Below are 20,264 nucleotides of genomic sequence, written 5' to 3' on the forward strand. Positions count from 1 at the left end.
CTCGTGTGCGTCCCTCCCCAAGGGCTTCAACCCACTCTCCGCCCCCTGTCCCTGAGGGAATCCCAAGAGGATGTAATCCGACTCATCGTCTTTCCAAATCAATCTGGGGCCCTTCCCGCCAAAGGTAAAATGATCCACAAAATATTGCTGGATCCGACCGCGTTGGCATTCGGATAAACCTCTGGAATTGATACAAATATTCATCGGGGGCAAACAGTTCGATCCATGATGTGGGGAGGGGGCACGATCGCTGGACGTAGGTAGCAAAACCATTGATGCACGCACGTTTCGTGCCACGTGACTTCGCACACAGATCAACTCTCTCATCATCAACTCAAAAGAGCATCCTCTCATCTGATTATCACGAGGTAGGAGGTGAAATACCCGGTAACTCTTGCCGGAAGTCTGAAGAATTTTCCGTAAAAACCACCTTTCGGCCTGAAGAGGCCGGCACGGCATCAGGACATCGTGAACAACCTTCAGACCGCTCGGTCGATGACGAATTTAACAGGAATTCGACGGGTTCCGGAGTCCTTGGCTTTTCAACCTTTTTTCCTCTCTTCCTCACCCCGACGAACACAACAGAAGCATTCATAACCGCCACCTAGGGAGAGGCCAGCTCGTCCGGCACGGAAGAAATCAATGCCAGTTGTCTCAGCCCTTTCATCGTCCGCCATGCATGATGTTGGCGATTCGGAGATCTCCGCTCCTTTTCCTGTCCGCTCCGTTGCCGAAATCCGTTGACGCATTCCCTTTCAATCCGTTAGGTCGATCTGTGCTGAAGCGGTCCCTGATCCTTTTTTCCTGCGCGCTCATTGCGGGGCTGGCGGCAGGTTGGAATCATATGGAGTCACCCACCCCGGCACCTCTCGAAACCACAAGGAAGACCTCTCCACGCGCCAGTCCACCACGTCCCGTTTGGACGACCGATGATTTCATCAAGCTTGCCCGCGACCGCGCCCGCATCATGGGCCAGCCCGGCTACAATCCCCTCGCCGAAACCCTTGCCGACTGGACCGACTCGGAAATCATCGCCGCCCTTGATGCCTGTCTCACCGATCCTGATGTGGTTCTGGGGGCCGGCTCCGCGGAATTCCTGGATGGAAATCTGTTGGATGAATGGATGCGGCGTGATTTCGATTCCGCGCTCGCATGGTTTGAAAAACTCGAATCCCGCTCCGCGAAAAGCAGGCTGGCGGTGACACTCGGCAACCGCTGGCCTGCGGACAAAGCGGATCAAGGTCTCGCCTTTCTTCAAGCGAATCGCGAACTTTTCCCCTTAAGTCTCGGCGACTCCATTCTGAACAAGGCATTTGAAGCCGCCGCACGGAGAGGCCCCGCGGCGATGGAGAAGATGCTGAAAATCCTGCGGGAAAATGAAATCGACACACCGGGTGGGTCTTGGCGTTTCCCCCCAGACTTCGACTTCGCCACCTTGAGCCGGAGCACGGAAATCAAGGCGATCTGGGGCAACAGTGACTCGAAGGCATTTTTGGAACAATGGGTTGCCCAGAATTCGGATCAGGCCTTCGACTGGATTCTGGGATACCCGGGTGCGGATTCGTTGCCCCTCCTTTTCAAGTGCTCGCAGGATTGCAAGTGGCTCGGCAGCAAATTTGAAACACTCGATGCCGGGCAACGCGCCGAATTCATGGACGACCTGAAGTCTTCAAATACGATCCCACCAGCCCTCGTCGCAGGATTCATCGAAGGTATCGGTGATCCAATCGCTCTTCAGGGAGCCTACGAAATGCTGGCGCAGAACATCCTACGCGGAAATGTAGAAGACCAGATGAGGGTGTTGGAAGAAATCGGGGACACCGCGATCAGGATCTCCCTGTTGAAAAATGTGCCACCGGCGGAGACGGACGGCGCGGGCGAGCCCCTTCTGCGACAGAAGCTCATCGACTGGAAAGCATCGCCCGAACAAATCGAATCCATTGTTTCCCGCTACAAGCCATGAGGAAATCCATTTCACTCCCCGTGCTCGCGTGTGCCGGCTTCATCACCGGATATTGGTCGGGAGATCATCTGACGACGCTTTCCGGGATCGCATCCAAACCGGCCCTCCTCCCCTCCGCTTCTGCCCGTCCAAACGAACAAACACCTCATCATCTCACGGAACCGCCACAGGAAAAACACAATCTCGCCGCCCTCCTCCGCTGGCGTTCGCAACGGGCCGATGGAGACCCCGGGATCCGGAACGAAATCGGACGCATGGATAGTTCGACCATACGCGAGATGATGACCGGTGTGCTGGCGGCACAACAGGATGGCCCGATGGAGGTCCGCCTGATCCTGGATGCCGCGGCAAAGGAGCTCTTCCACCGTGAAGGAGAAAAGGCACTCGAATGGGCGGACTCTCTCGATCCCGCGTCCGGACGTCGTGCCATTCTCGAGCATGTCGTTGTGGCTGCGGTTTCCGCCTCGCCTGAAATGGGAAAACAATGGATCGACCGGTATGAGAAGGAATTCGGGAAAGACAGATTCAGTCCGTTTCCCTCCGCCGCTGCAACCGGTGCCACCCGGCGCGGCGCGGCGGACCTTCTTCAACTGCGGATAATCATGGGAACCGGCTCAACCGCTCCCATGGGACCGATACCCAACGACTTTGATTTCCACCTGCTCATCACGGAATCCCCGAACCTCGCATCACTGGGACAGGCCATGGAATACTGGACTGCCAAAGATCGCGAGAACGCCTGGGCCGCAGTCCGGGAAATCATGGTCAAAGATGCCAACAAGGGCGTCAATTTCTTCGGTTCGGCTTTCACCGGCATCGCCTCGATCGAAGGAGAGCGGCAGGCGGCGCGCTGGATTTCCGGCAAACTGGACGAACTCCCGCCGGATCTCCGGGAACGCGCGGTTTCCTCGCTCCTCACCAATGAGCTGACCCAGAACGCCACCTACGAAACCCTGATGGCGGAATTTCCGCATGATGCCGACCGCGTCGCGTTGGCGGCCAGCATCGTCAATCCGTTCGCCAATCCCACGGCAGGCTCGAATGTGCTGAAATCGCTCGGTTCCGAGTCGCTGCAGGTGCAGGCGCTCGTGAGATCCGCGAAAACCTTCAGCCGGGTCGCCTCCGATCCTGACGATCCTTCAGCCAGGGATATCCATACTTATTTCGGGAAAACCATGGATCAGCTCGACCTCGGTCCGGCATCGCGGGAAAAGGTCGATACCGTGCTCAACACTCCGCAGGATCCAGATCCAAGGTAGCTCGCTTTCGGGCTCGGACTTTTCCAAGCCGAAGCCTTGGGAGAATCGCCCCCGCCACTGTTCCATTCGGACCAGCATGATGGAAAGAGGGGCAATAAATTCCCTCGTTGCCCGCGTTCAATACGCCGTTCCGATTGCGAAATGCAGCGTGCCAACAGGTTCGCCGGGATCCTGGGTCAGATTGTAACCATACTCCAACCGCACAGGGCCAATCGGCAGATTCAGCCTGACGCCGAGACCGACCGCCATCTCCAGTTCGCTCTGGGACAGTTCATAATACTCGCGGGACAGCGCACCCGCGTCCAGGAACACCACCGCGCTGACACTTCCCGTGATACTGCGGATCAGCTCGGCATTCGCATTCCAAGCGGCTTCGCCGCCTGTTGGATGGCCGTTCACCGTCGGCCCCAGTTCCCGCTCGGGGAAGCTGCGAACGCTCCGTGCGCCACCATTGAACATCCGCAGGTCGATGGGCAGGTTCTCACCGTCGCCCGTCGGGACCAGCATGCCGAACTCACCTCCCAAACCAACGCTGTAGTTCGCATTGATCGGGTGATACCATCCCCCGTTGACGCCTCCCTTCACGTAGGAGGTGGTGAGATCCCCCACCGCGGCACCGATTTCCAACGGGCTGTCCAGGTGCCATCCCTTCTTCGGCAGGACGGTGCTGTCGCGATAATCCAATGTCTGGGTGAAGCGAAGCCGCGGGTTTCCATATACCGTTTCGCCCAATTCCGCAGGCGGCAGGCCGTCAGGTTCGAGGTTCACGATGGAGGTGCCCGCGAGAACTTCCAACGAATAGTGGTCGCCCAGCTTCCAATTCACCTTGCCCTCCAGACCGGTTTCCAGGGCGGTATAGCCTTCCCGTCCGTAAAACAGCGCGTAAGCGCGGACTGTTCCCGAAACATCGGAACCCCACATCCAGGGATCCGTCAGTTTCGTTTCTCCCAGAATGCCACGCGCGCTGAATTCGAAACCGGAGCTGAAGCCCAGCAACTGCCCGAACAGGTTCCTGTCCGCATAGGATACCCGGAAGAGAGGTCCGTGATAGGAATCCACCCCCGCCGCACCTGAAATCTCTCGCGCGCGTGTTTCGTCGAAATGCAGCAAGGCATCGATCCGTTTCTCGCTCACCGGAACCCTCTCCACGGTCGCTGAAGAAAATGCTCCGGTCGCCAGGAATCCACGGATGCGCTTGTTCATCGCCGCCTCGTCATACCACTCCCCCTCCAAAACCTTCATTCGTTGGGCGATTCGTTTCGGATTCGTCCGCTCGAGCCCCTCGATACGGACGTTGTTCAGCCGGACGCGGTTGCCGAGATCAATGTAGAAATCCGGGATGAATTTCGGAGCCTCCAGAATGCGGCCCATGGTGATTCTGGAGTCGGGATAACCACGGCTGTTGAAAGCCTCCTCCACCGCGAGGCGCATGGCATTCAGGTTCGCGGTGGTGGCTTCCTTGCCGATGAATGGGTCAACGGTCGTCTTCGTGCGGATCACCCCGCGGTTGTCCGGGCTGAAGATTTTCGCGGGAGAAATTCGGAAAAGCGGTCCGGTGACCACGTCGATGGCGAGATCCACCCGCTCCTCAACCGGATCGGTATTGCGGGAGGCGATCGTCACCTCGGCTGACCAATAGCCTTGCGAGTTGAGTTGTTGCCGGATGTTGGATACCCCCTTCTCGACGTCTTCCTCCCTGAAGGGGGCGGACCCGGCTCCCAACGGACGAGCCTTCTCGGCGGGTGCGGCATAGATCTTGGCCAGTTTGGGCGCCTGATCCGAATCGACACCGCGGACCGTCACGGTCCCGAGGGAGAATCTCCGGCCTTCGTATACGGTCAGCAGGATTTCGTCGCGGCTGACGATTTTCGAACTCACCCGCACATCGGCGTATCCGTCCTTCCGCAACACCTGGGTCAGAAGGAAGGCGGCATCGTCCGCACTTGATGCGGATGCCTGGTTGTTCCTCACATATTCCAGCCGCCCGCCCATCAGATCCAGCACGTTCCCCTCGCTCTTGCGGGTCAGGCCGGTGATGTGGATGCGCGTCTCGGCCGTCGCGGCGAGCGCGGTGAGCATGAGGATGGGAAAAGTGCGGCGCATCATCAGTGGAAGGTAAGCCGCCAGATGGCGAGGATTCGTGAATCGCCGGTCTCTCCCATGCCGGTGGAGAGGAACCACTTGTCAGTAAGTGAAATGGTGGCTGTGGAAAACTTGTCGTTCGAATACGGATCGCTCTCCGCCACACTGAAGTTCACCTTGTCCAACAAACCCAGCAACGGTCGCAGCCTGCGGGTGTAGCTGACACGCCCGTGACGGATTTCCTCGGCGAGCAGGTGCATCGCCCGCGATGAGGCCACAGACGGGTCCTCCAATCCGGAAGTTGTCGTGCCGGTGGCGAGAAGGGTCATGATCTCGTTGTCCGGCAGAGGAGGATTCGAAGTCAGGAGAAGTTGTGGATTGGAGGCGTTCCCATAGGCATAGACATTCACCGTATAGGGGCGGGGCTCGGCGGTCCCCCTTATCTCAAGGATGGGATCGAAACCGGAGTCCGGTTTGAAACTGATCAGTCCCGATCTGACAGACAAGGTGCTGAAAGGCAGGCTCGCCTTGAAATTGCGGACCTTGAAGTCACCGTCCGGGGCGGGGTTGCCCAGATTCCCGCCGATTTTCATGCTGCCCGAGATATCACCATTCGCAAGATTCCCCCGGATGATGAGCGGGGCATCGGTGCGCACCGTCACATTCAGTCCCCAGTTCCGGAACGGCTCGGGCATGCCGCCGACCTGCGTCTGTGATTTGTCGAACTTGGGAATCGCGGCGGCGGAGGGACCGGTGAAGGGCGTGCCGATCGGCAACAGCTCGATGTCCCGGTAGAAAATACTGTCCACCAGGCCCACGCTGCCCGAAACGACCGCATTTTCCCAAGCGCCTTGCAACCGTAGATCACCATTGGCACGGACGATCAGGTAGTCGTTCCGCAGCAATGGCAGATGGTTGCCACGCAGGCGAACATCCAGAGGACCCGGCTTGCCCTCGCTCAGCGAGAGGGTTCCCTCCCCCTGCAAGCTGCCACCGGCGACGGTCGCGCGAAGATTTTTCACCACCGCCCGGTCCAGCGCGAATTCCACGGCTGCCGCCACCCCTTCCAGCGGCGGGATGCGCTGGTCTTTCAGTCGGAGCGCGCCACCTGTCAGTTCCAGCAGCCCCTTGATCTCAGGCTTGCCGACTTTTCCGCTGACGCCGACATTCCCGGTCAAGGCACCGGAGAGTTGCTCCGCTGAGGGGACCAGGGTGTTGAAACGGGAGAGGTCGAGGCGGGGAAGGTCCAATCGTGCCACCAAATCCTCGTCCTTGATGGACGCCGGGTTCTGCGCCCATTCCGCCGGACGGAACGCCATGTCCGCCTTCATCACGGCGGCGGGGAAATCGGGTGAGGTCGCCTCACCTTCCAACCTGAGACGTCCTTCGCCCCCGACGAGCGAGATCTTCAAATCCGCGGGCGGAAGTTGCGGCCGGGCGGGCGAACGCAGGTCGCGGGCGACGAATTTCGCGTCGATCAGCGGATCGGAATAGGTCCCGGAGACATGGATGCCGAGCTGCCCGGTGGAGCGTGGATCCAGTTGTTCCAGAGCGGGAACCCACTCCTTCAGGAGTCCCAATGAAAGCACCTTCGAGTCGATGGACACATCCAACGGACGTGCGTCCCTCGCCAGTGTGTCGCGCCATTTTGAAAAGTCTTCCGGTATGGGAAGACTGGCCGTGCCATGGGCGAGTTCCTCGATGCCACGGGTCCACGTGAAATTACGGAGGTCCAGCAACCCATGGGAAAGCGCCGCTTCCAATGCCACACCTTGCTCCCCCATGCGCACTCTCAGCCCCTTGGTCTCAAACCCGGAGGGCCAATCATAGGCCATCCCGCCGATGGCGGTGATCGGCTCGGCCATCTCCCTCGACCAGGTGGCTTGGGTGAAGGACAGTTCTCCCCGGTGCTTGTTGGCCTTTATTTCGCCTCCGCCATCCCACCGGCCTGTCAGACTTGCGGTTCCTCCCAACTTTACCTTGGCGATGGAAAGCCAGCGCTCGATCCGGGCGGTGGTGAATTCCTCGAACTCCGCCGAAGCCTTGTAACCGGCGGTTTGGATTTGGTAAGTGGTATTCACTTTGGCACCATCCAACACGAGGTCCGCGGCAAGCGGTTGATCAGGAGCCCAGCGTGCCTTGATGTTCATGGGAGTGGCAATCGTCACATCCTGGGGCTTGAGCGACAGATCCACGTCGGCCGACTGAGGCTTGTTGGATGCGAAGGCGACGCTGAAACTGCCGTCAATCGAGGACGCCGGAGCCACCGCTTCCGGATCGATGGCTGGAACCCTCGCGGACAATTCCCGCAGCAATGCCGGGACGTCCGCGACATTGAATTTTCCAGTCGTTTCACCGAGGGTGAAACTCTTCTCCGAGCGGGCGACAGGAGCGGTGGCCTCCACCGCGATCTCCGTGCCAAGCAACTTGCTACGGCCGTTCACGGTGGCCTGCGCGTCGGTGAGCGTGGCGTCCAGGCTCAACTCCGATGAAAGCCAATCCTGCCAGGCGACATTCTCCAACAGCGTCCGCACCGTGCCTGTGGCGGACTTCGGGTCTGGCAGCAGTTGGTCCAGCTCCACAGAGAGGGAGGTGAGGGTCGCGGCTGCGGGCAACTCCACGCCGAAACGTCTGGCGGTCTCGTCCACCTGGAGTTTCCCCTCCTTCAGGTCGATCTTGGCCGAAGAAAAACCCGGTGCCGCGTAAAGCAGGAAAACGGCCTCATCCAGATGCAGTTCGCCATCAAGCGAAGGTTCGCCACCGGCAGGGAGCTGCACGACGAGGTCCCGCAAGCTTACCCCGGGCAGCGGATCGATCCGCCGGATGTCCAGCGCGTCCTGCGACCAGACAATGGCGGACTGCTGGGCCGGCCATTCGCGACCGGACGCATCGGTGATGGCTCCCAACTCCAGCCGGATGTCATCGCTTCCCGCAGCGTGGGAGAGACCGCTTTTCGCAAGACCGATCACCGGTTTACCCTCCCGGGTCGCAGCCAGGGTAAGATTCCTGAGTTCCAAGTTCAACGGAATGACCCGACCGCGGATGGAGCGCACGGTGGTGACGAGTTTTTTCAAGTCGAGCGGCGGTTTTTCCGGCTCCTCAGGCTTTTCCAGCCCGAGCCGGAGATCCGCATGAACACCATCGATGGTCAGGCCTTTCAATTCCCCCCTGATGAGTCCCCTCCACTCGTATTCGGGTGTCACCTTGTCGATGGAAAGACTGGCGAGTTCCTTGTCCCCCTCGATGTGGAGATCCGAAAACGAGAGTCCGCCGGTCAAATTCCCTCCGACAGTAAAATTTCCCCGCAGTCCGGCTTTTTCGAGGAAATGCACCGCCACCCTCGGGGTGATGAGGCGCAACCCCGGTCCGTTCAGCCACACAAGCCCCAGCAACAGAAGGCCGAGCAAAATCAGCAGTCGGTATTTCAAACGCCGTTTACGCGGCGCTGCGGGGGCATTGGTAATGGGTTCTGATTCTGCCAAAGCGTCAGTAACCTTGACGGAACTTCCGCTCCGGTCAACAGCTCGATTCTCAAGAATTGCCAATTGCCAAACCTCCATCTATCAACCCCGCGCATGGAACCGATCATCTTCACCCCGCTTTACATGGAACGCGTCTGGGGCGGCCGCGAACTGGAACACGTTTATGGACGCTCACTGCCGGATCCGTCCCTGCCCTTCGGCGAGGCATGGGAGATCGTGGACCGGGAAAACGAGCAGTCCGTCGTCACGGGCGGCACCTATGCCGGTGCCGCGCTGCATGACCTGTGGACCAACCACCGCGAGGAAATCTTCGGCCTTGGCTACCAGAACCACCCTCGCTTCCCCATCCTCATCAAGGTGCTTGACGCCCGGGACGACCTCTCCATCCAGGTCCATCCGCCCGTCCACCTTGCTGATTCCCTCGGTGGCGAGCCGAAAACCGAAATGTGGTACATCGCGGATTGCGAGCCGGACGCGAAACTCTACGTCGGCTTGAAGAACGGCATCACCCGCGATGATTTCGAGAAGTCCATCGCGGACGGAACGGTCGCGGATTGCGTGCACGCCGTCGAACCCAAGGCCGGTGACTCCATTTTCATCGCCTCCGGACGCCTGCACGCCATCGGCGCGGGATTCCTGATCCATGAGATCCAGCAGAATTCGGATACGACCTACCGGGTGTTCGACTGGAACCGCCTCGGCCTGGATGGGAAACCCCGCGAACTCCATGTCGCCGAGTCGCTGGCGAGCATCGATTTCCACGACTTCGAGCCCACCATGGACACCCCGCTGGGTGACAACCTGGCGAGCTGTGATTACTTCAAGACGGATCGCAAGTTGCTCAACGCGGGCGAAAGCATCGTCAATCCCCGCGAAGACCGCTTCTCGATCCTCTCGGTCGCGAACGGCCAGTTGGAAAGCGCCGAAGGAACACGGTTTGAGAAAGGACAGTTCCTGTTGGTGCCTCGTGGCGGTGCCCCGTTGAAGGCGGTGGCGGACTCCACGGTCCTGCAGATCACGCTGCCGCTCTGAGCTGCCCGTCACATCGCGATTCGGGTGGGGAAAGAAATGTCCCTACCCGATTTTCAGAATCATCGCGCCACACGGCGGCAGGTCGGGGAGAGCCAGGCCTTCCGCATCCGATTCACCCGCCCAACCGCTGTCGAGAGTGTCGGTGAATCTCCACGAAGGCTTTTCCGTCCGGTTCATGAATTCCCATGCGTTCCGGGGGATGTCCACCTTCACTCCCCGCAGGGTTTCGCTGCCGTGGAAGTTCGCCACGACCAGGGCGGATTCACCGCTTCCCGGGTCGTGACGGATGAAGGCGTAGAGCCAGTGCCCGGACGCTGTTTCGTCTCCTATCCTTCCGAATTTCGGATTGCCGTGGTTCGCATGGTTCAAGCCATAGAATTCTCCTTGGGTGAATGCGGGAGAGCCGATCGCTCCGAGGAGTTTCCCATACCACCCACGCAGTGATTTTTGTTCGTCGCCGAGTCTCCCGCCATCGTATTTCCCTCCGTTCACCCATTTCACAAACTCGGGCATGGACCAGTAATCAAAAATCGTCGTGCGCGCGTTGTCGCCGCTGAAACCTTCCGATCCGACGGCGGGTTCGCCGATTTCCTGGCCGCTGTAGAGCATCACCGCGCCACGACCCATGCCGAACAAGACCGCGGAGACCGGCTTGCCGGTTTTCATCCCGAGCCCCCCCCATACCTTCGGATTTGCAATCCTCACCTCGTCGTGATTCTCGGCGTAACGTACGGACTGGTGGAATTTTTTCCCGGTGAATGTCAGCGGATCGAGGTCGTTCGCCCACTTTCCGCCGTCATAGACCGCCTCCAGCAGGCGGTAGGCGGGATGATCGTAAACGGCGTCGAACCCGGAATCCAACAACTCGTCGAGCACATCCTTGTCCGTGAGCTTCGCCGGGTCGCTGTCGTAGGCTTCGGCGGAGAAAAACACATCCTCATGGCGCGCACGCGCCCGCTTCACCGCCCAACGCCAGAACTCCATCGGTATCATGTGGGCCATGTCGCAGCGGAATCCTCCTACGCCCATTCCCTGCCAGTAGGCGAGGATCTCATCCATCGTGCGCCACGTTTTCGGCACCTCGGACACGTCGGCACCGGCGCCGGGCAGGTCCCCTGTCGCACGGCCCCGGGTGAAATCATGACCATAGTTCAGCTTCACCGTCTCATACCAATCATGGATGGATGGAGCCCATGAGATCACATTGTTTCCCGTGACCCTTCCACATATCGTCTCCATCTCGAAGAGTCCGCTGCATCCCGGCATCCCTGCCGTGGGCAGCTTGAGCGGCGGTCCTTCGCCGGGATCTTCCGGGCCGAGGTAATAGAAATGGTTGTCCCGGTCGAAGAACACGTCGTGCCTGTCACCCGCGCCAAAAGAGAGCTCTGGCTTGACGTCGGATTGATAGGAACGCGCCACGTGATTCGGCACGAAGTCGATGACGACCTTCAACCCATGCGTGTCGCAGCGGTCCAGCAGGGCCTTGAACTCTTCGAGTCGTTTCAACGGGTCGATCGCGTAATCCGGACAGACGTCGAAGTAATCCTTGATGGCATAGGGACTTCCGGCGATGCCTTTCAGGATGTCCGGCGCATCCGCAGGGCGGCCCGGATAGGCGGTGCCGCTGGCTTGTTCCAAGACCCCGGTGAGCCAGAGGTGGGTGAAACCCATGTCCTTCAGCGAACCCAGCGCGGCATCATTGATATCGTTGAATTTCCCGCAGCCGTTCTCAGCGAGCGTGCCATTGATTCTGCGGGTTTCGTTCGTATTTCCGAAGGTCCGGACCAGAAGCTGATAGATTACCGGACGCGTCGCCACGGCGGACAGGGCACTTGATGTCATTATGGCCACGACTACACCAGAAGCGGGCGACTGCCAAGAGAATGGTTGGAGACTGCGGGGCCTCGACCCCACGAACGTCTCTCACGAGTCCTTATGCTTTTCACGTTCTTCCCGGATGACCGCCAGCGCGTCATACATCGCGAAGAGCATCACCATCACCGTCGCCACCGCGCATCCCCCCCACCAGAAGAGCACGCGCCACGGGCTTTCCCAGATCCATGCGTCAATCACCCACAGTCCCACGGCCAGCATGCCGAGCGGCACGAGCACCATCCGGCCCATCCACTTCCGGCGTTCCGTGCGGTCATGCAGGATCGCCCGCGCGAGACCGGTACTCGCATCCCAACTTCCAGGCTCCTTGTTTTTCATACCTCAGAAATTACTCCCGATTCCGATTGGTCCAAGGAAATCCAGATACCACGCCCACAGTCTCCACCCGCCGAACATCCACGCCACCGCGCCCATCGCGAGGAACGGCCCGAACGGCAACTGCCTGCCAAAACCGATCCGCCCGATGATCGCCGCGAAAATCGCGAACAGGGACGCGGCGAACAAGGAGAACAGCACGCCCGACCAGCCGAAGAACGCGCCGATCATCCCCAACAGATGGACGTCCCCCATGCCCATCGCCTCACGTGGGATCACCGCGTTCGTCGCAACCCCGTCCAGCGCCTTGATGTCCTCCAGCGCGTGCGTCGTTCCATCCGCCAGTTCGATACCGGTCTCCCGGATCACCAATTTTCCCGCCACCACCGCCACGCCGTTCACACGCACCTCCGTGGTGTCCACGATCAGCTTGTCCTCCTTCCGCGAAAAGATGTCCCACCACGGGATCTCATCCTCACCAATGACAAAATAAATCGGATCCGTGTCGTTCTCCGGTTCACGCAGCGACCAGGCCACCGGTTTGTCGAACTTCAGCGCCTTCTTGCCAAAAGCCAGTTTGCCCAGCTCCACCACACCCCAAAGCCCGAAAAAACCCACCGCCCAACCGATGCCTCCCTGTTTCATACCGCTCAACCACTCATAACCATAGCCTGCCAGGACCGGAAGCTGCGGCCACAGGGCACAACCCGCCAGTCCTACCACCGATCCCCCCCAGGTCAGCGAGGTGGGGATGATGAGATGCTCGGCATCGATGAAAGTGATGCTCACCAGAAGTGCCATCAGAATCCACAGCGGGATCACCACCGCGGCCGACTGGGGCAGGAAGATCCATGCCACCGCCACAAAAAGCAACGCGGTCAGCAACTCGACACCGAAGTAGCGGAAAGCGATCGGCGCGTGACACTGTCTGCATTTTCCCCGCAGCCATAACCAGCTCACCAGCGGCAGGTTCAGCCACATCGGGATGGCGGCCTTGCAGATCGGACAAAACGACCGTTTCGGCTCGTTCACCGACATTCCCAACGGCACCCGGTAGATCACCACGTTCAAAAACGAGCCGATGCACGCACCGAGGACAAACGCCGGTACCAGCCAGCTCCACGGCGCGAAAGGAAGTTGGGAAATCACTGCGTCCAAAGTCCCGCCATTCAAGCCACCCCCGTGCGACTGCCAAGGATAATGATCGGGCATGGATCGCCTATCCTCATCCGCTTATCTCGATCTCCACCGCCTTGCTCGTCGGCGTGCCGCTGCCTTCAGCCTGGCTGGTGGCGGGGACCAGCACGTTGGCTTCGGGGAAATAGGCGGCGGCACTGCCCCGGGGCATTTCATAGGGAACCGCGGTGAAGCCACGGGCAACGCGTCGTTCGTCGCCCCAGAAGCTGGTGATCGTCACTTGAGAACAAGGCGGGATCTTCCGCAGCGCGAGATCCTCCGGATGAACCAGGAGGATGCGGCGGGCGTTTGAGATCCCCCGGTAGCGGTCGTCCAGACCATAGATGGTGGTGTTGAACTGGTCGTGGCTGCGGAGGGTTTGCAGCACCAGGCGGCCGGGCGAGGGTTGGAAGACGTCCATCAGGGCGAGGCTGAAATTCGCCTTGCCGGTGGGAGTGTTCCAGATCCGCTCCTTGGCTGCGTTCGGAAGATAGAAACCGCCCTCTTCGAGCACACGTTCATTGAAGTTCTCGAAACCCGGAATGACCCGCTCGATGATGCTGCGGATGCGGTCGTAGTCCTCGGCGAGCCAGCGCCAGAGCACGGGGCTTTTGACACCATGCACGGCCTCGGCGAGGCGGGCGACGATTTCCACTTCCGAAAGCAGGTAGGGAGAAGCCGGGGGGAGCGCGCCTTGGGACATCTGGACGACTCCCATCGAGTTCTCTGTCGTGATGAACCTGCCCTCTCCATCGCGCTCGCTGCGACCAAGGCAGGGCAGGATCAGAGCGGTGCGACCGGTGACGAGGTGGCTGCGGTTCAGCTTGGTGGAGACGTGGACGGTGAGTTCGCAGTTCCGCAGGGCGGCGGCGGTGTAATCGGTGTCGGGCGAGGCCTGGAGAAAATTTCCGCCGAGGGCGAAGAACACCTTGGCCCGGCCGGAGTGCATGGCATGGATGGCGGCGACGGTATCGTAACCGTGGCGGCGGGGTGAGGTGATCCCGCATTCCCGATCCAGCGCGGCGAGAAAGGATTCCGGCATCTTTTCGAAGATACCCATGGTGCGGTCCCCTTGGACATTGCTGTGGCCGCGCACGGGGCAGAGGCCCGCTCCGGGCCGGCCGATGGCACCGAGCAGGAGGTGGACATTCACCACCTCACGGATGGTGGCCACGGCATTCCGATGCTGGGTGAGTCCCATCGCCCAACAGGTGATGACGCGGCGGCTGCCACCGGCAAGCGTTTCGGCCAGGGCACGGATCTCGCTTTCCCCCACTCCGCTCATTTCGATGATCTCTTCCCACGGAGTGGCGAGCACGAGATCGCGGTAGGCTGCGAAATCCCCGGTATGTTCCCGGATGAAAGAGGAGTCCAGCACCGTGCCGGGCTCGCGGGACTCGTCCTCAAGCAGCGCCTTGGCGACGCCCCGGAACAGGGCCAGATCACCATTGACCCGCACCCGGATGAATTGCGAAGCGAGCGCGGTCGCCCGGCCGAACACGGTGGCGACGGGATGCTGCGGGTGGACGAAGCCCACCAGTCCCGCTTCTTTCAACGGGTTGATGGCGACGAGTCTCGCCCCGTTTTTCACGGCGGCTTCCAGCGTGCCGAGCATCCGGGGATGATTGGTGCCGGGGTTCTGCCCGACGCAGAGGATGGTATCAGCCTCAAGGAAGTCATCGAGCGTCACGGTCCCTTTTCCGATACCGATGGCGTCCTTCATGGCGAGACCGCTGGACTCATGGCACATGTTCGAACAATCCGGCAGGTTGTTCGTTCCATAACTGCGGGCGAAGAGCTGGTAAAGAAAAGCGGCCTCGTTGCTGGCGCGGCCGGAGGTGTAGAAGATCGCTTCATCCGGTGATGCGAGCCTGTTGAGGTGTTTGGCGATGATGCCGAAAGCGTCGCTCCAAGTCACCGGCTGGTAATGGTCGGAGCCCTGCCGCAGGACCATCGGATACGCGATGCGGCCCTGCCGGTCATGCCAGAGATCGCTCTCGGCTTCGAGCTCTTCGATACTGTGGGTTTCGAAAAACGCGGGATCGGCGAGCGTGAGGGTGGCCTCGGACGCGAGGGCTTTCGCCCCGTTTTCACAAAACTCGGCAAGCGAGCGATGCCCGTCCGGATCCGGCCACGCGCAGCTCGGACAATCGAAACCACCGATCTGGTTCATGTCGAGAAGCCCGCGGGTGCCCCGCAGCGCGCCGGCTTCCCGCAGGATATGTTGCATCGACGAACTGACAGCCGGCATCCCGGCGGCCCACGTCTTGGGAGGGGTTTGTTTCAGCTTCTCGGGTTCAAGCATCGAACCCCAAACATGTGCGGCGATGCGGCTGATTCAACCCAAAAGGGGAAAATTCGAATCACTGGATCCGTGGAGGGAGTGGCAGACTCACTCAAGTCCCAAAGCACGATCCGCGTCCACACGCAATTTCTGGTACAATTCCGGATCTCCCGCCAGGCTCCTGCCGTAGGATGGAATCATGGTTTCCAGCTTGGATCGCCATTCGGGAAGCCGCTTGGCGAAGCATTTTTCAAGAATGTCCAGCATCACATCCACCGCGGTGGACGCACCGGGAGACGCACCCAGCAATGCGGCGATCGATCCATCCCCCGCCGCGACGACTTCCGTGCCGAACTGGAGCACTCCGCCTTTTTTCGCATCCTGCTTGATGATCTGCACCCGTTGGCCGGCGGTGAGGAGCTTCCAATCCTTGAGCTTCGCGTCGGGGAAAAACTCGCGCAGGGCGTCAAGACGGTCCTCGGGGCTTTGCATCACCTGTTCGATCAGGTAGCGGGTGAGGTCGATATTGTCTTTTCCGACCGCGAGCATCGGGATGAGGTTGGAGATTTTCACCGAGCCGGGAAGGTCGAAAAACGAACCGGACTTCAGGAATTTCGGAGAGAATCCGGCGAACGGGCCGAAGAGCAGTGAAAGCTTGCCGTCGATAACCCGGGTATCCAGGTGCGGCACGGACATCGGTGGCGCGCCGACAGCGGCTTTTCCATACACCTTCGCGTGGTGGCGCTCGACGATCGCCGGATTGTCACAAACGAGGAACTGGCCGCTGACCGGGAATCCGCCAAAGCCTTTGCCTTCGGGAATTTTCGATTTCTGCAACAACGGCAGCGACGCGCCGCCGGCCCCCACGAAGACGAAGGGCGCGGTCACCTTGCGGTTGATGCCTTTTTCCAAATTGCGGATGACCAGCTCCCACCGTCCGTCCCGCTTGCGCTTGATGTCGTGGACCTGGTGACGGGTCGCGACCTTGATGGTTTCCTTGGAAGAGAGGAAATCCACAAGGCTGCGGGTGAGCGCGCCGAAGTTCACATCGGTGCCGCCCTCCGCGCGGGTCGCGGCGATGGGTTCCTGCGCGTTTCGTCCATCCAACAACAGTTGCGCCCATTTCCCGATGGTCTTGGAGTCCTCGCTGTATTTCATCTCCGCGAAGAAGTGATGCTTGGACATCGTCTTGTGACGGCGCTTGAGATAGGCCTGATCCTGTTTTCCACGCACGAAACTCATGTGCGGGACCTTGGTGATGAACTCGGCGGGATCGGGCAGCACGCCCTCGCCCACAAGATAGGCCCAGAATTGTTTGGAAACCTCGAAGGCCTCGTTGATCTCGATGGCCTTGGAAATATCGACCGTCTTGTCAGCGTTCTCCTTCGTGTAATTCAGCTCGCAAAGTGCGGCGTGGCCGGTCCCGGCGTTGTTCCAAGGATTGGTGCTTTCCTTCGCGACCTCGGCGAGGGCCTCGACGATCTGGATCTTCAGCGTGGGATCCAGATGATAGAGCAGCACGCCGAGTGTGGCGCTCATGATGCCTCCGCCGATGAGAATGACGTCCGGTTCCGCGATAGTTTCGACCCTTTTCATGACAAGCTGGCGGTGCGATAGGCAGGCCCGCCCCATCCGGCAAGCCATTTGGGAGAAAATTTCGATAACCGCATCGTGCGAAATGAACGGGCTTGGCAGGAGCGTGCCGTCTACCTATCTCAGGCACAGCCACATGATCCCCCGCCTGTTCATCAGTTTTTCCCTCGTCTGCCTGTCCGTGCTCACCACCTCCTGCGGACTTTTCAAACCCGAAGAGCCGGCGAAGGCGAAGGCGGTGCTTTACGAGTGGGCCGACGATGGCGGCCCCGGCGAGATCTCGGTGGAAATCGATCTCTCCGAACAAATCGCGACCTACAAGCGTGGCGACCGCGTCATCGGATGGTCGTTCGTCTCGACCGGAAAGGAAGGCCACTCGACGGCAACCGGCGACTACACCATCACGGAAAGGCTGCCGCTGAAGCTGTCCAATCGTTACGGCTGGATCGCCGATGCCAAAGGTACCGTCACCAACGGCGATGCGAAGCCAACGACACCGGTCCCGCCCGGCGAATTTTATCACCCGTCCCCCATGCATTATTGGATGCGGATCACGAATTACGGCATCGGCCTGCATGCGGGGGAAATCCCCCGCCCCGGCGAGGCTGCATCCCATGGCTGCATCCGTCTGCCACGGGACTTCGTTCCGAAATTGTATGAAGTGACCAAGGTCGGAACGCCGGTGAAAATCACGCGGGGCAAGCCCAGGCTCAGCCGCCCCGGGACACTGGGCTGAGAAGAAATTAACCCGTTCCGGTAATTGGATTTTCCGGCGGAGGCGGGTTGAATCACCGGGTGAAACCCACGTTGTCCGCCCTTTTCGCCGCCCTTTTGTCGTGCATCACATCGCTTGCCGCCCGCACGATCACCCCCCTGGATGCGGAATGGGCATTCTTCCAAGGTGACGCTCCGGGGGCAGAGAAGCCGGATTTCGATGCTTCCTCATGGCAGAAAACCGATGTCCCGCACGACTGGAGCATCGCTGGAAATTTCTCGCAATCCGCCCCGGCCACAGGATCCGGTGGTTGGCTGCCGACCGGAGTGGCGTGGTATCGCAAGGAGATCAAACCACCTGCCGGGAGCGGGGGACAGCGCATGTGGATCGAGTTCGACGGGGTGATGGCGAACAGCGATGTCTGGCTGAACGACAAGCTGCTCGGGCACCGGCCCAGCGGCTATGTCAGCTTCCGCTACGACGTGACGGAACATCTCAGGCAGGACGGGGCCAACGTGCTCGTCGTCAGGGCGGACACCTCGGCCCAACCCGCCTCGCGCTGGTATGCCGGTGGCGGCATTTACCGCCATGTGAGACTCGTCGCCGCGCACCCGGTGCATGTGGCCCCGTGGGGGGTGTATGTGACCACGCCCGAGGTTTCCAAAGAATCCGCGACGGTGGAGATCCGAACATCCCTCGCGAACACCTCGGAAAAATCAGGGGAAATCATCCTTCAATCCTCCCTTGTCGGACCGGACGGCAAAACCCTCGGCAATACCGAATCCCACACCACACTCGGCCCGGGCAAGGAGATCGCTCTCACGCAGAAGCTTCAGGTCTCTTCCCCCAAGCTCTGGAACCTCGATTCCCCGCATCTCCACACGCTCGTCACCCGCGTCACGGCCGGAGGAGTCGATCTGGATGAGGTGCGCACTCCCTTCGGCATCCGCAAGGCGGAGTTCCGTTCGGACACCGGCTTCTGGTTGAACGGCAGGAATCTCAAACTCAAGGGAGTGGCGCTCCATCACGACGGAGGAGCCGTGGGTGCGGCTGTTCCGTTGGGCGTCTGGCGCAGGCGCCTGGAAACCCTGCGCGGACTTGGCGTGAATTCCATCCGCACGGCGCACAATCCGGTGGCGCCGGAATTCCTCGATCTTTGCGATCAGATGGGATTTCTCGTGATGGATGAGTTTTTCGACTGCTGGACGAAGGGGAAAAACAAACAGGACTACCACCTCCATTTCAAGGAATGGTCCCACCGGGATCTCCGCGACGGAATTCTCCGTGACCGGAACCACCCGAGCATCATCCTCTACAGTGTGGGAAACGAGATCCACGACACACCGAAGCCGGACCTTGCCAAGCCCATCCTCCGCGGCCTTGTCGATATCTGCCATGAGCTGGATCCGTCGCGCGCGGTGACCCAGGCGTTGTTCCGCTCCAACGTCTCCGGCGATTACAAGAATGGTCTGGCGGACATGCTGGATGTCATCGGGACAAACTATCGCGACAAGGAACTGTTGGAGGCATGGAAGGACAAGGCGGGGCGGAAGATCGTCGGCACCGAACAGGGTCATGAACGGGCCACCTGGCTGGCCTGCCGGGACAATCCCCAACATTCCGGACAGTTCCTGTGGGTGGGCATCGACTACCTGGGAGAATCCCGGAGCTGGCCGCTCACCGTGTTCAACGCCGGCCTGCTTGACCGGGCGGGTTTCATCCAGCCGCGGGGCGAGGAACGGAGGAGCTGGTGGAGCGACGAACCGATGGTCCGCATTTTCCGCCGCATCGGGGTCACCGCCGCCACCCCGGCGGACCCCGGATATGAAGCGCTGGAATGGCAGCGCCGCCAGGTGTTGTTCCCCGACTGGACACCCTCCAACCGCGAGCCACACGATGAGGAGGTGGAAATCTACAGCAACGCGGACGAGGTGGAGGTTTTTCTCAACGACAAATCGCTAGGGAAAAAGTCCACCCGCAAGGATGGAGGTCCGCTGAACTGGAAAGTCTCCTACCAACCCGGAACCCTCAAAGCCATCGCTTCCAAAAACGGCAGGGAAGCCGCCACCGACCAGCTCCGCACCGCTGGAAAAGTAGTGAAAATCGAACTACTGCCGGACAGGAACACCCTTGGAACCAGCTTTGACGATGTCTCCAACATCGAGGTCCGTCTGCTGGACGAAAACGGCATTGTCGTCCCGAACGCGGAGAATCTCGTGACATTCAACCTCACGGGTCCCGGTAGGATCATCGGCGTGGACAGCGGAAATGTCGTCAGCACCGAGCCGTTCCAAGCGAACCGGCGAAAGGCTTACCAAGGCCGCGCGCTAGCGATCGTGCGTGCGACAGGCACCGGCAAGATCACGGTGGCCGCCGGTTCGGAAGGCCTTGACGGCAAGAGCATCGAAATCAACCCGGAGCGCTGATCCACCGGAGGGTGGGACCACCCCACCCTGCAACGAATCACAGG

Annotated in this window: 12 protein-coding genes; 5 read left to right on the forward strand and 7 right to left on the reverse strand. The window is 60.3% G+C overall.

Annotated features, from left to right (window positions below):
• Positions 1–844: 844 nt before the first annotated feature.
• A complete protein-coding gene (locus JIN84_RS19275) occupies positions 845–1,963 on the forward strand; it encodes a hypothetical protein (RefSeq protein ID WP_200352700.1) in 1,119 nt (372 codons plus the stop codon).
• Positions 1,960–3,222: a hypothetical protein gene (locus JIN84_RS19280; protein WP_200352701.1), complete on the forward strand. Its 1,263-nt coding sequence runs from the start codon at positions 1,960–1,962 to the stop codon at positions 3,220–3,222. Before JIN84_RS19275 ends, JIN84_RS19280 begins: the two co-directional genes overlap by 4 nt.
• 117 nt (positions 3,223–3,339) lie before the next feature.
• Here JIN84_RS19280 and JIN84_RS19285 read toward each other — a convergent pair whose 3' ends face one another.
• Together JIN84_RS19285 and JIN84_RS19290 are read right to left on the reverse strand one after the other, a co-directional pair.
• Positions 3,340–5,328: a BamA/OMP85 family outer membrane protein gene (locus tag JIN84_RS19285; RefSeq protein WP_200352702.1), complete on the reverse strand. Its 1,989-nt coding sequence runs from the start codon at positions 5,326–5,328 to the stop codon at positions 3,340–3,342.
• Positions 5,328–8,732, reverse strand: a complete 3,405-nt coding sequence (locus JIN84_RS19290; protein ID WP_200352703.1) for a translocation/assembly module TamB domain-containing protein — start codon at positions 8,730–8,732, stop codon at positions 5,328–5,330. Before JIN84_RS19290 ends, JIN84_RS19285 begins: the two co-directional genes overlap by 1 nt.
• 147 nt (positions 8,733–8,879) lie before the next feature.
• Here JIN84_RS19290 and JIN84_RS19295 point away from each other — a divergent pair, with 147 nt between their 5' ends.
• Positions 8,880–9,818: a type I phosphomannose isomerase catalytic subunit gene (locus JIN84_RS19295; protein ID WP_200352704.1), complete on the forward strand. Its 939-nt coding sequence runs from the start codon at positions 8,880–8,882 to the stop codon at positions 9,816–9,818.
• 42 nt (positions 9,819–9,860) lie between these two features.
• Here the strand turns inward: JIN84_RS19295 and JIN84_RS19300 are convergent, their stop codons facing one another.
• The 5 genes from JIN84_RS19300 to JIN84_RS19320 all read right to left on the reverse strand — a co-directional run bounded on the left by JIN84_RS19300 (position 9,861) and on the right by JIN84_RS19320 (position 17,082).
• Complete coding sequence (locus tag JIN84_RS19300) at positions 9,861–11,660, reverse strand: alpha-amylase family glycosyl hydrolase (protein ID WP_200352705.1); 1,800 nt, start codon at positions 11,658–11,660, stop codon at positions 9,861–9,863.
• A gap of 81 nt (positions 11,661–11,741) precedes the next feature.
• Positions 11,742–12,029, reverse strand: coding sequence for a hypothetical protein (locus JIN84_RS19305; protein ID WP_200352706.1), 288 nt, complete (start codon positions 12,027–12,029; stop codon positions 11,742–11,744).
• A 3-nt stretch (positions 12,030–12,032) separates the two neighbouring features.
• Positions 12,033–13,238 (reverse strand): prepilin peptidase, encoded by a 1,206-nt coding sequence (locus tag JIN84_RS19310; RefSeq protein ID WP_200352707.1) that lies wholly within the window; start codon positions 13,236–13,238, stop codon positions 12,033–12,035.
• A gap of 13 nt (positions 13,239–13,251) precedes the next feature.
• Positions 13,252–15,507 (reverse strand): FdhF/YdeP family oxidoreductase, encoded by a 2,256-nt coding sequence (locus tag JIN84_RS19315; RefSeq protein ID WP_200352708.1) that lies wholly within the window; start codon positions 15,505–15,507, stop codon positions 13,252–13,254.
• Positions 15,508–15,594: 87 nt separating this feature from the next.
• Entirely contained in the window at positions 15,595–17,082 is a 1,488-nt protein-coding gene (locus JIN84_RS19320) for a malate:quinone oxidoreductase (RefSeq protein ID WP_200352709.1), read from the reverse strand.
• A gap of 133 nt (positions 17,083–17,215) precedes the next feature.
• On the opposite strand from JIN84_RS19320, the gene JIN84_RS19325 reads away from it, so the two are divergent.
• Positions 17,216–17,815 (forward strand): L,D-transpeptidase, encoded by a 600-nt coding sequence (locus tag JIN84_RS19325; RefSeq protein WP_200352710.1) that lies wholly within the window; start codon positions 17,216–17,218, stop codon positions 17,813–17,815.
• Positions 17,816–17,874: 59 nt separating this feature from the next.
• Complete coding sequence (locus JIN84_RS19330; RefSeq protein ID WP_200352711.1) at positions 17,875–20,220, forward strand: glycoside hydrolase family 2 TIM barrel-domain containing protein; 2,346 nt, start codon at positions 17,875–17,877, stop codon at positions 20,218–20,220.
• The last annotated feature ends 44 nt before the right edge of the window (positions 20,221–20,264 follow it).

The sequence above is a fragment of the Luteolibacter yonseiensis genome, from assembly GCF_016595465.1.
GTDB classification, from domain to species: Bacteria; Verrucomicrobiota; Verrucomicrobiia; order Verrucomicrobiales; family Akkermansiaceae; genus Luteolibacter; species Luteolibacter yonseiensis.

Bases quoted from the DNA above. Each gene is read 5' to 3' on its own strand.
- JIN84_RS19305 (WP_200352706.1), bottom strand. From the start codon at position 12,029: ATGAAAAACAAGGAGCCTGGAAGTTGGGATGCGAGTACCGGTCTCGCG.
- JIN84_RS19295 (WP_200352704.1), top strand. From the start codon at position 8,880: ATGGAACCGATCATCTTCACCCCGCTTTACATGGAACGCGTCTGGGGC.
- JIN84_RS19285 (WP_200352702.1), bottom strand. From the start codon at position 5,328: ATGATGCGCCGCACTTTTCCCATCCTCATGCTCACCGCGCTCGCCGCG.
- JIN84_RS19315 (WP_200352708.1), bottom strand. From the start codon at position 15,507: ATGCTTGAACCCGAGAAGCTGAAACAAACCCCTCCCAAGACGTGGGCC.
- JIN84_RS19310 (WP_200352707.1), bottom strand. From the start codon at position 13,238: ATGCCCGATCATTATCCTTGGCAGTCGCACGGGGGTGGCTTGAATGGC.
- JIN84_RS19325 (WP_200352710.1), top strand. From the start codon at position 17,216: ATGATCCCCCGCCTGTTCATCAGTTTTTCCCTCGTCTGCCTGTCCGTG.
- JIN84_RS19275 (WP_200352700.1), top strand. From the start codon at position 845: ATGGAGTCACCCACCCCGGCACCTCTCGAAACCACAAGGAAGACCTCT.
- JIN84_RS19320 (WP_200352709.1), bottom strand. From the start codon at position 17,082: ATGAAAAGGGTCGAAACTATCGCGGAACCGGACGTCATTCTCATCGGC.
- JIN84_RS19300 (WP_200352705.1), bottom strand. From the start codon at position 11,660: ATGACATCAAGTGCCCTGTCCGCCGTGGCGACGCGTCCGGTAATCTAT.
- JIN84_RS19280 (WP_200352701.1), top strand. From the start codon at position 1,960: ATGAGGAAATCCATTTCACTCCCCGTGCTCGCGTGTGCCGGCTTCATC.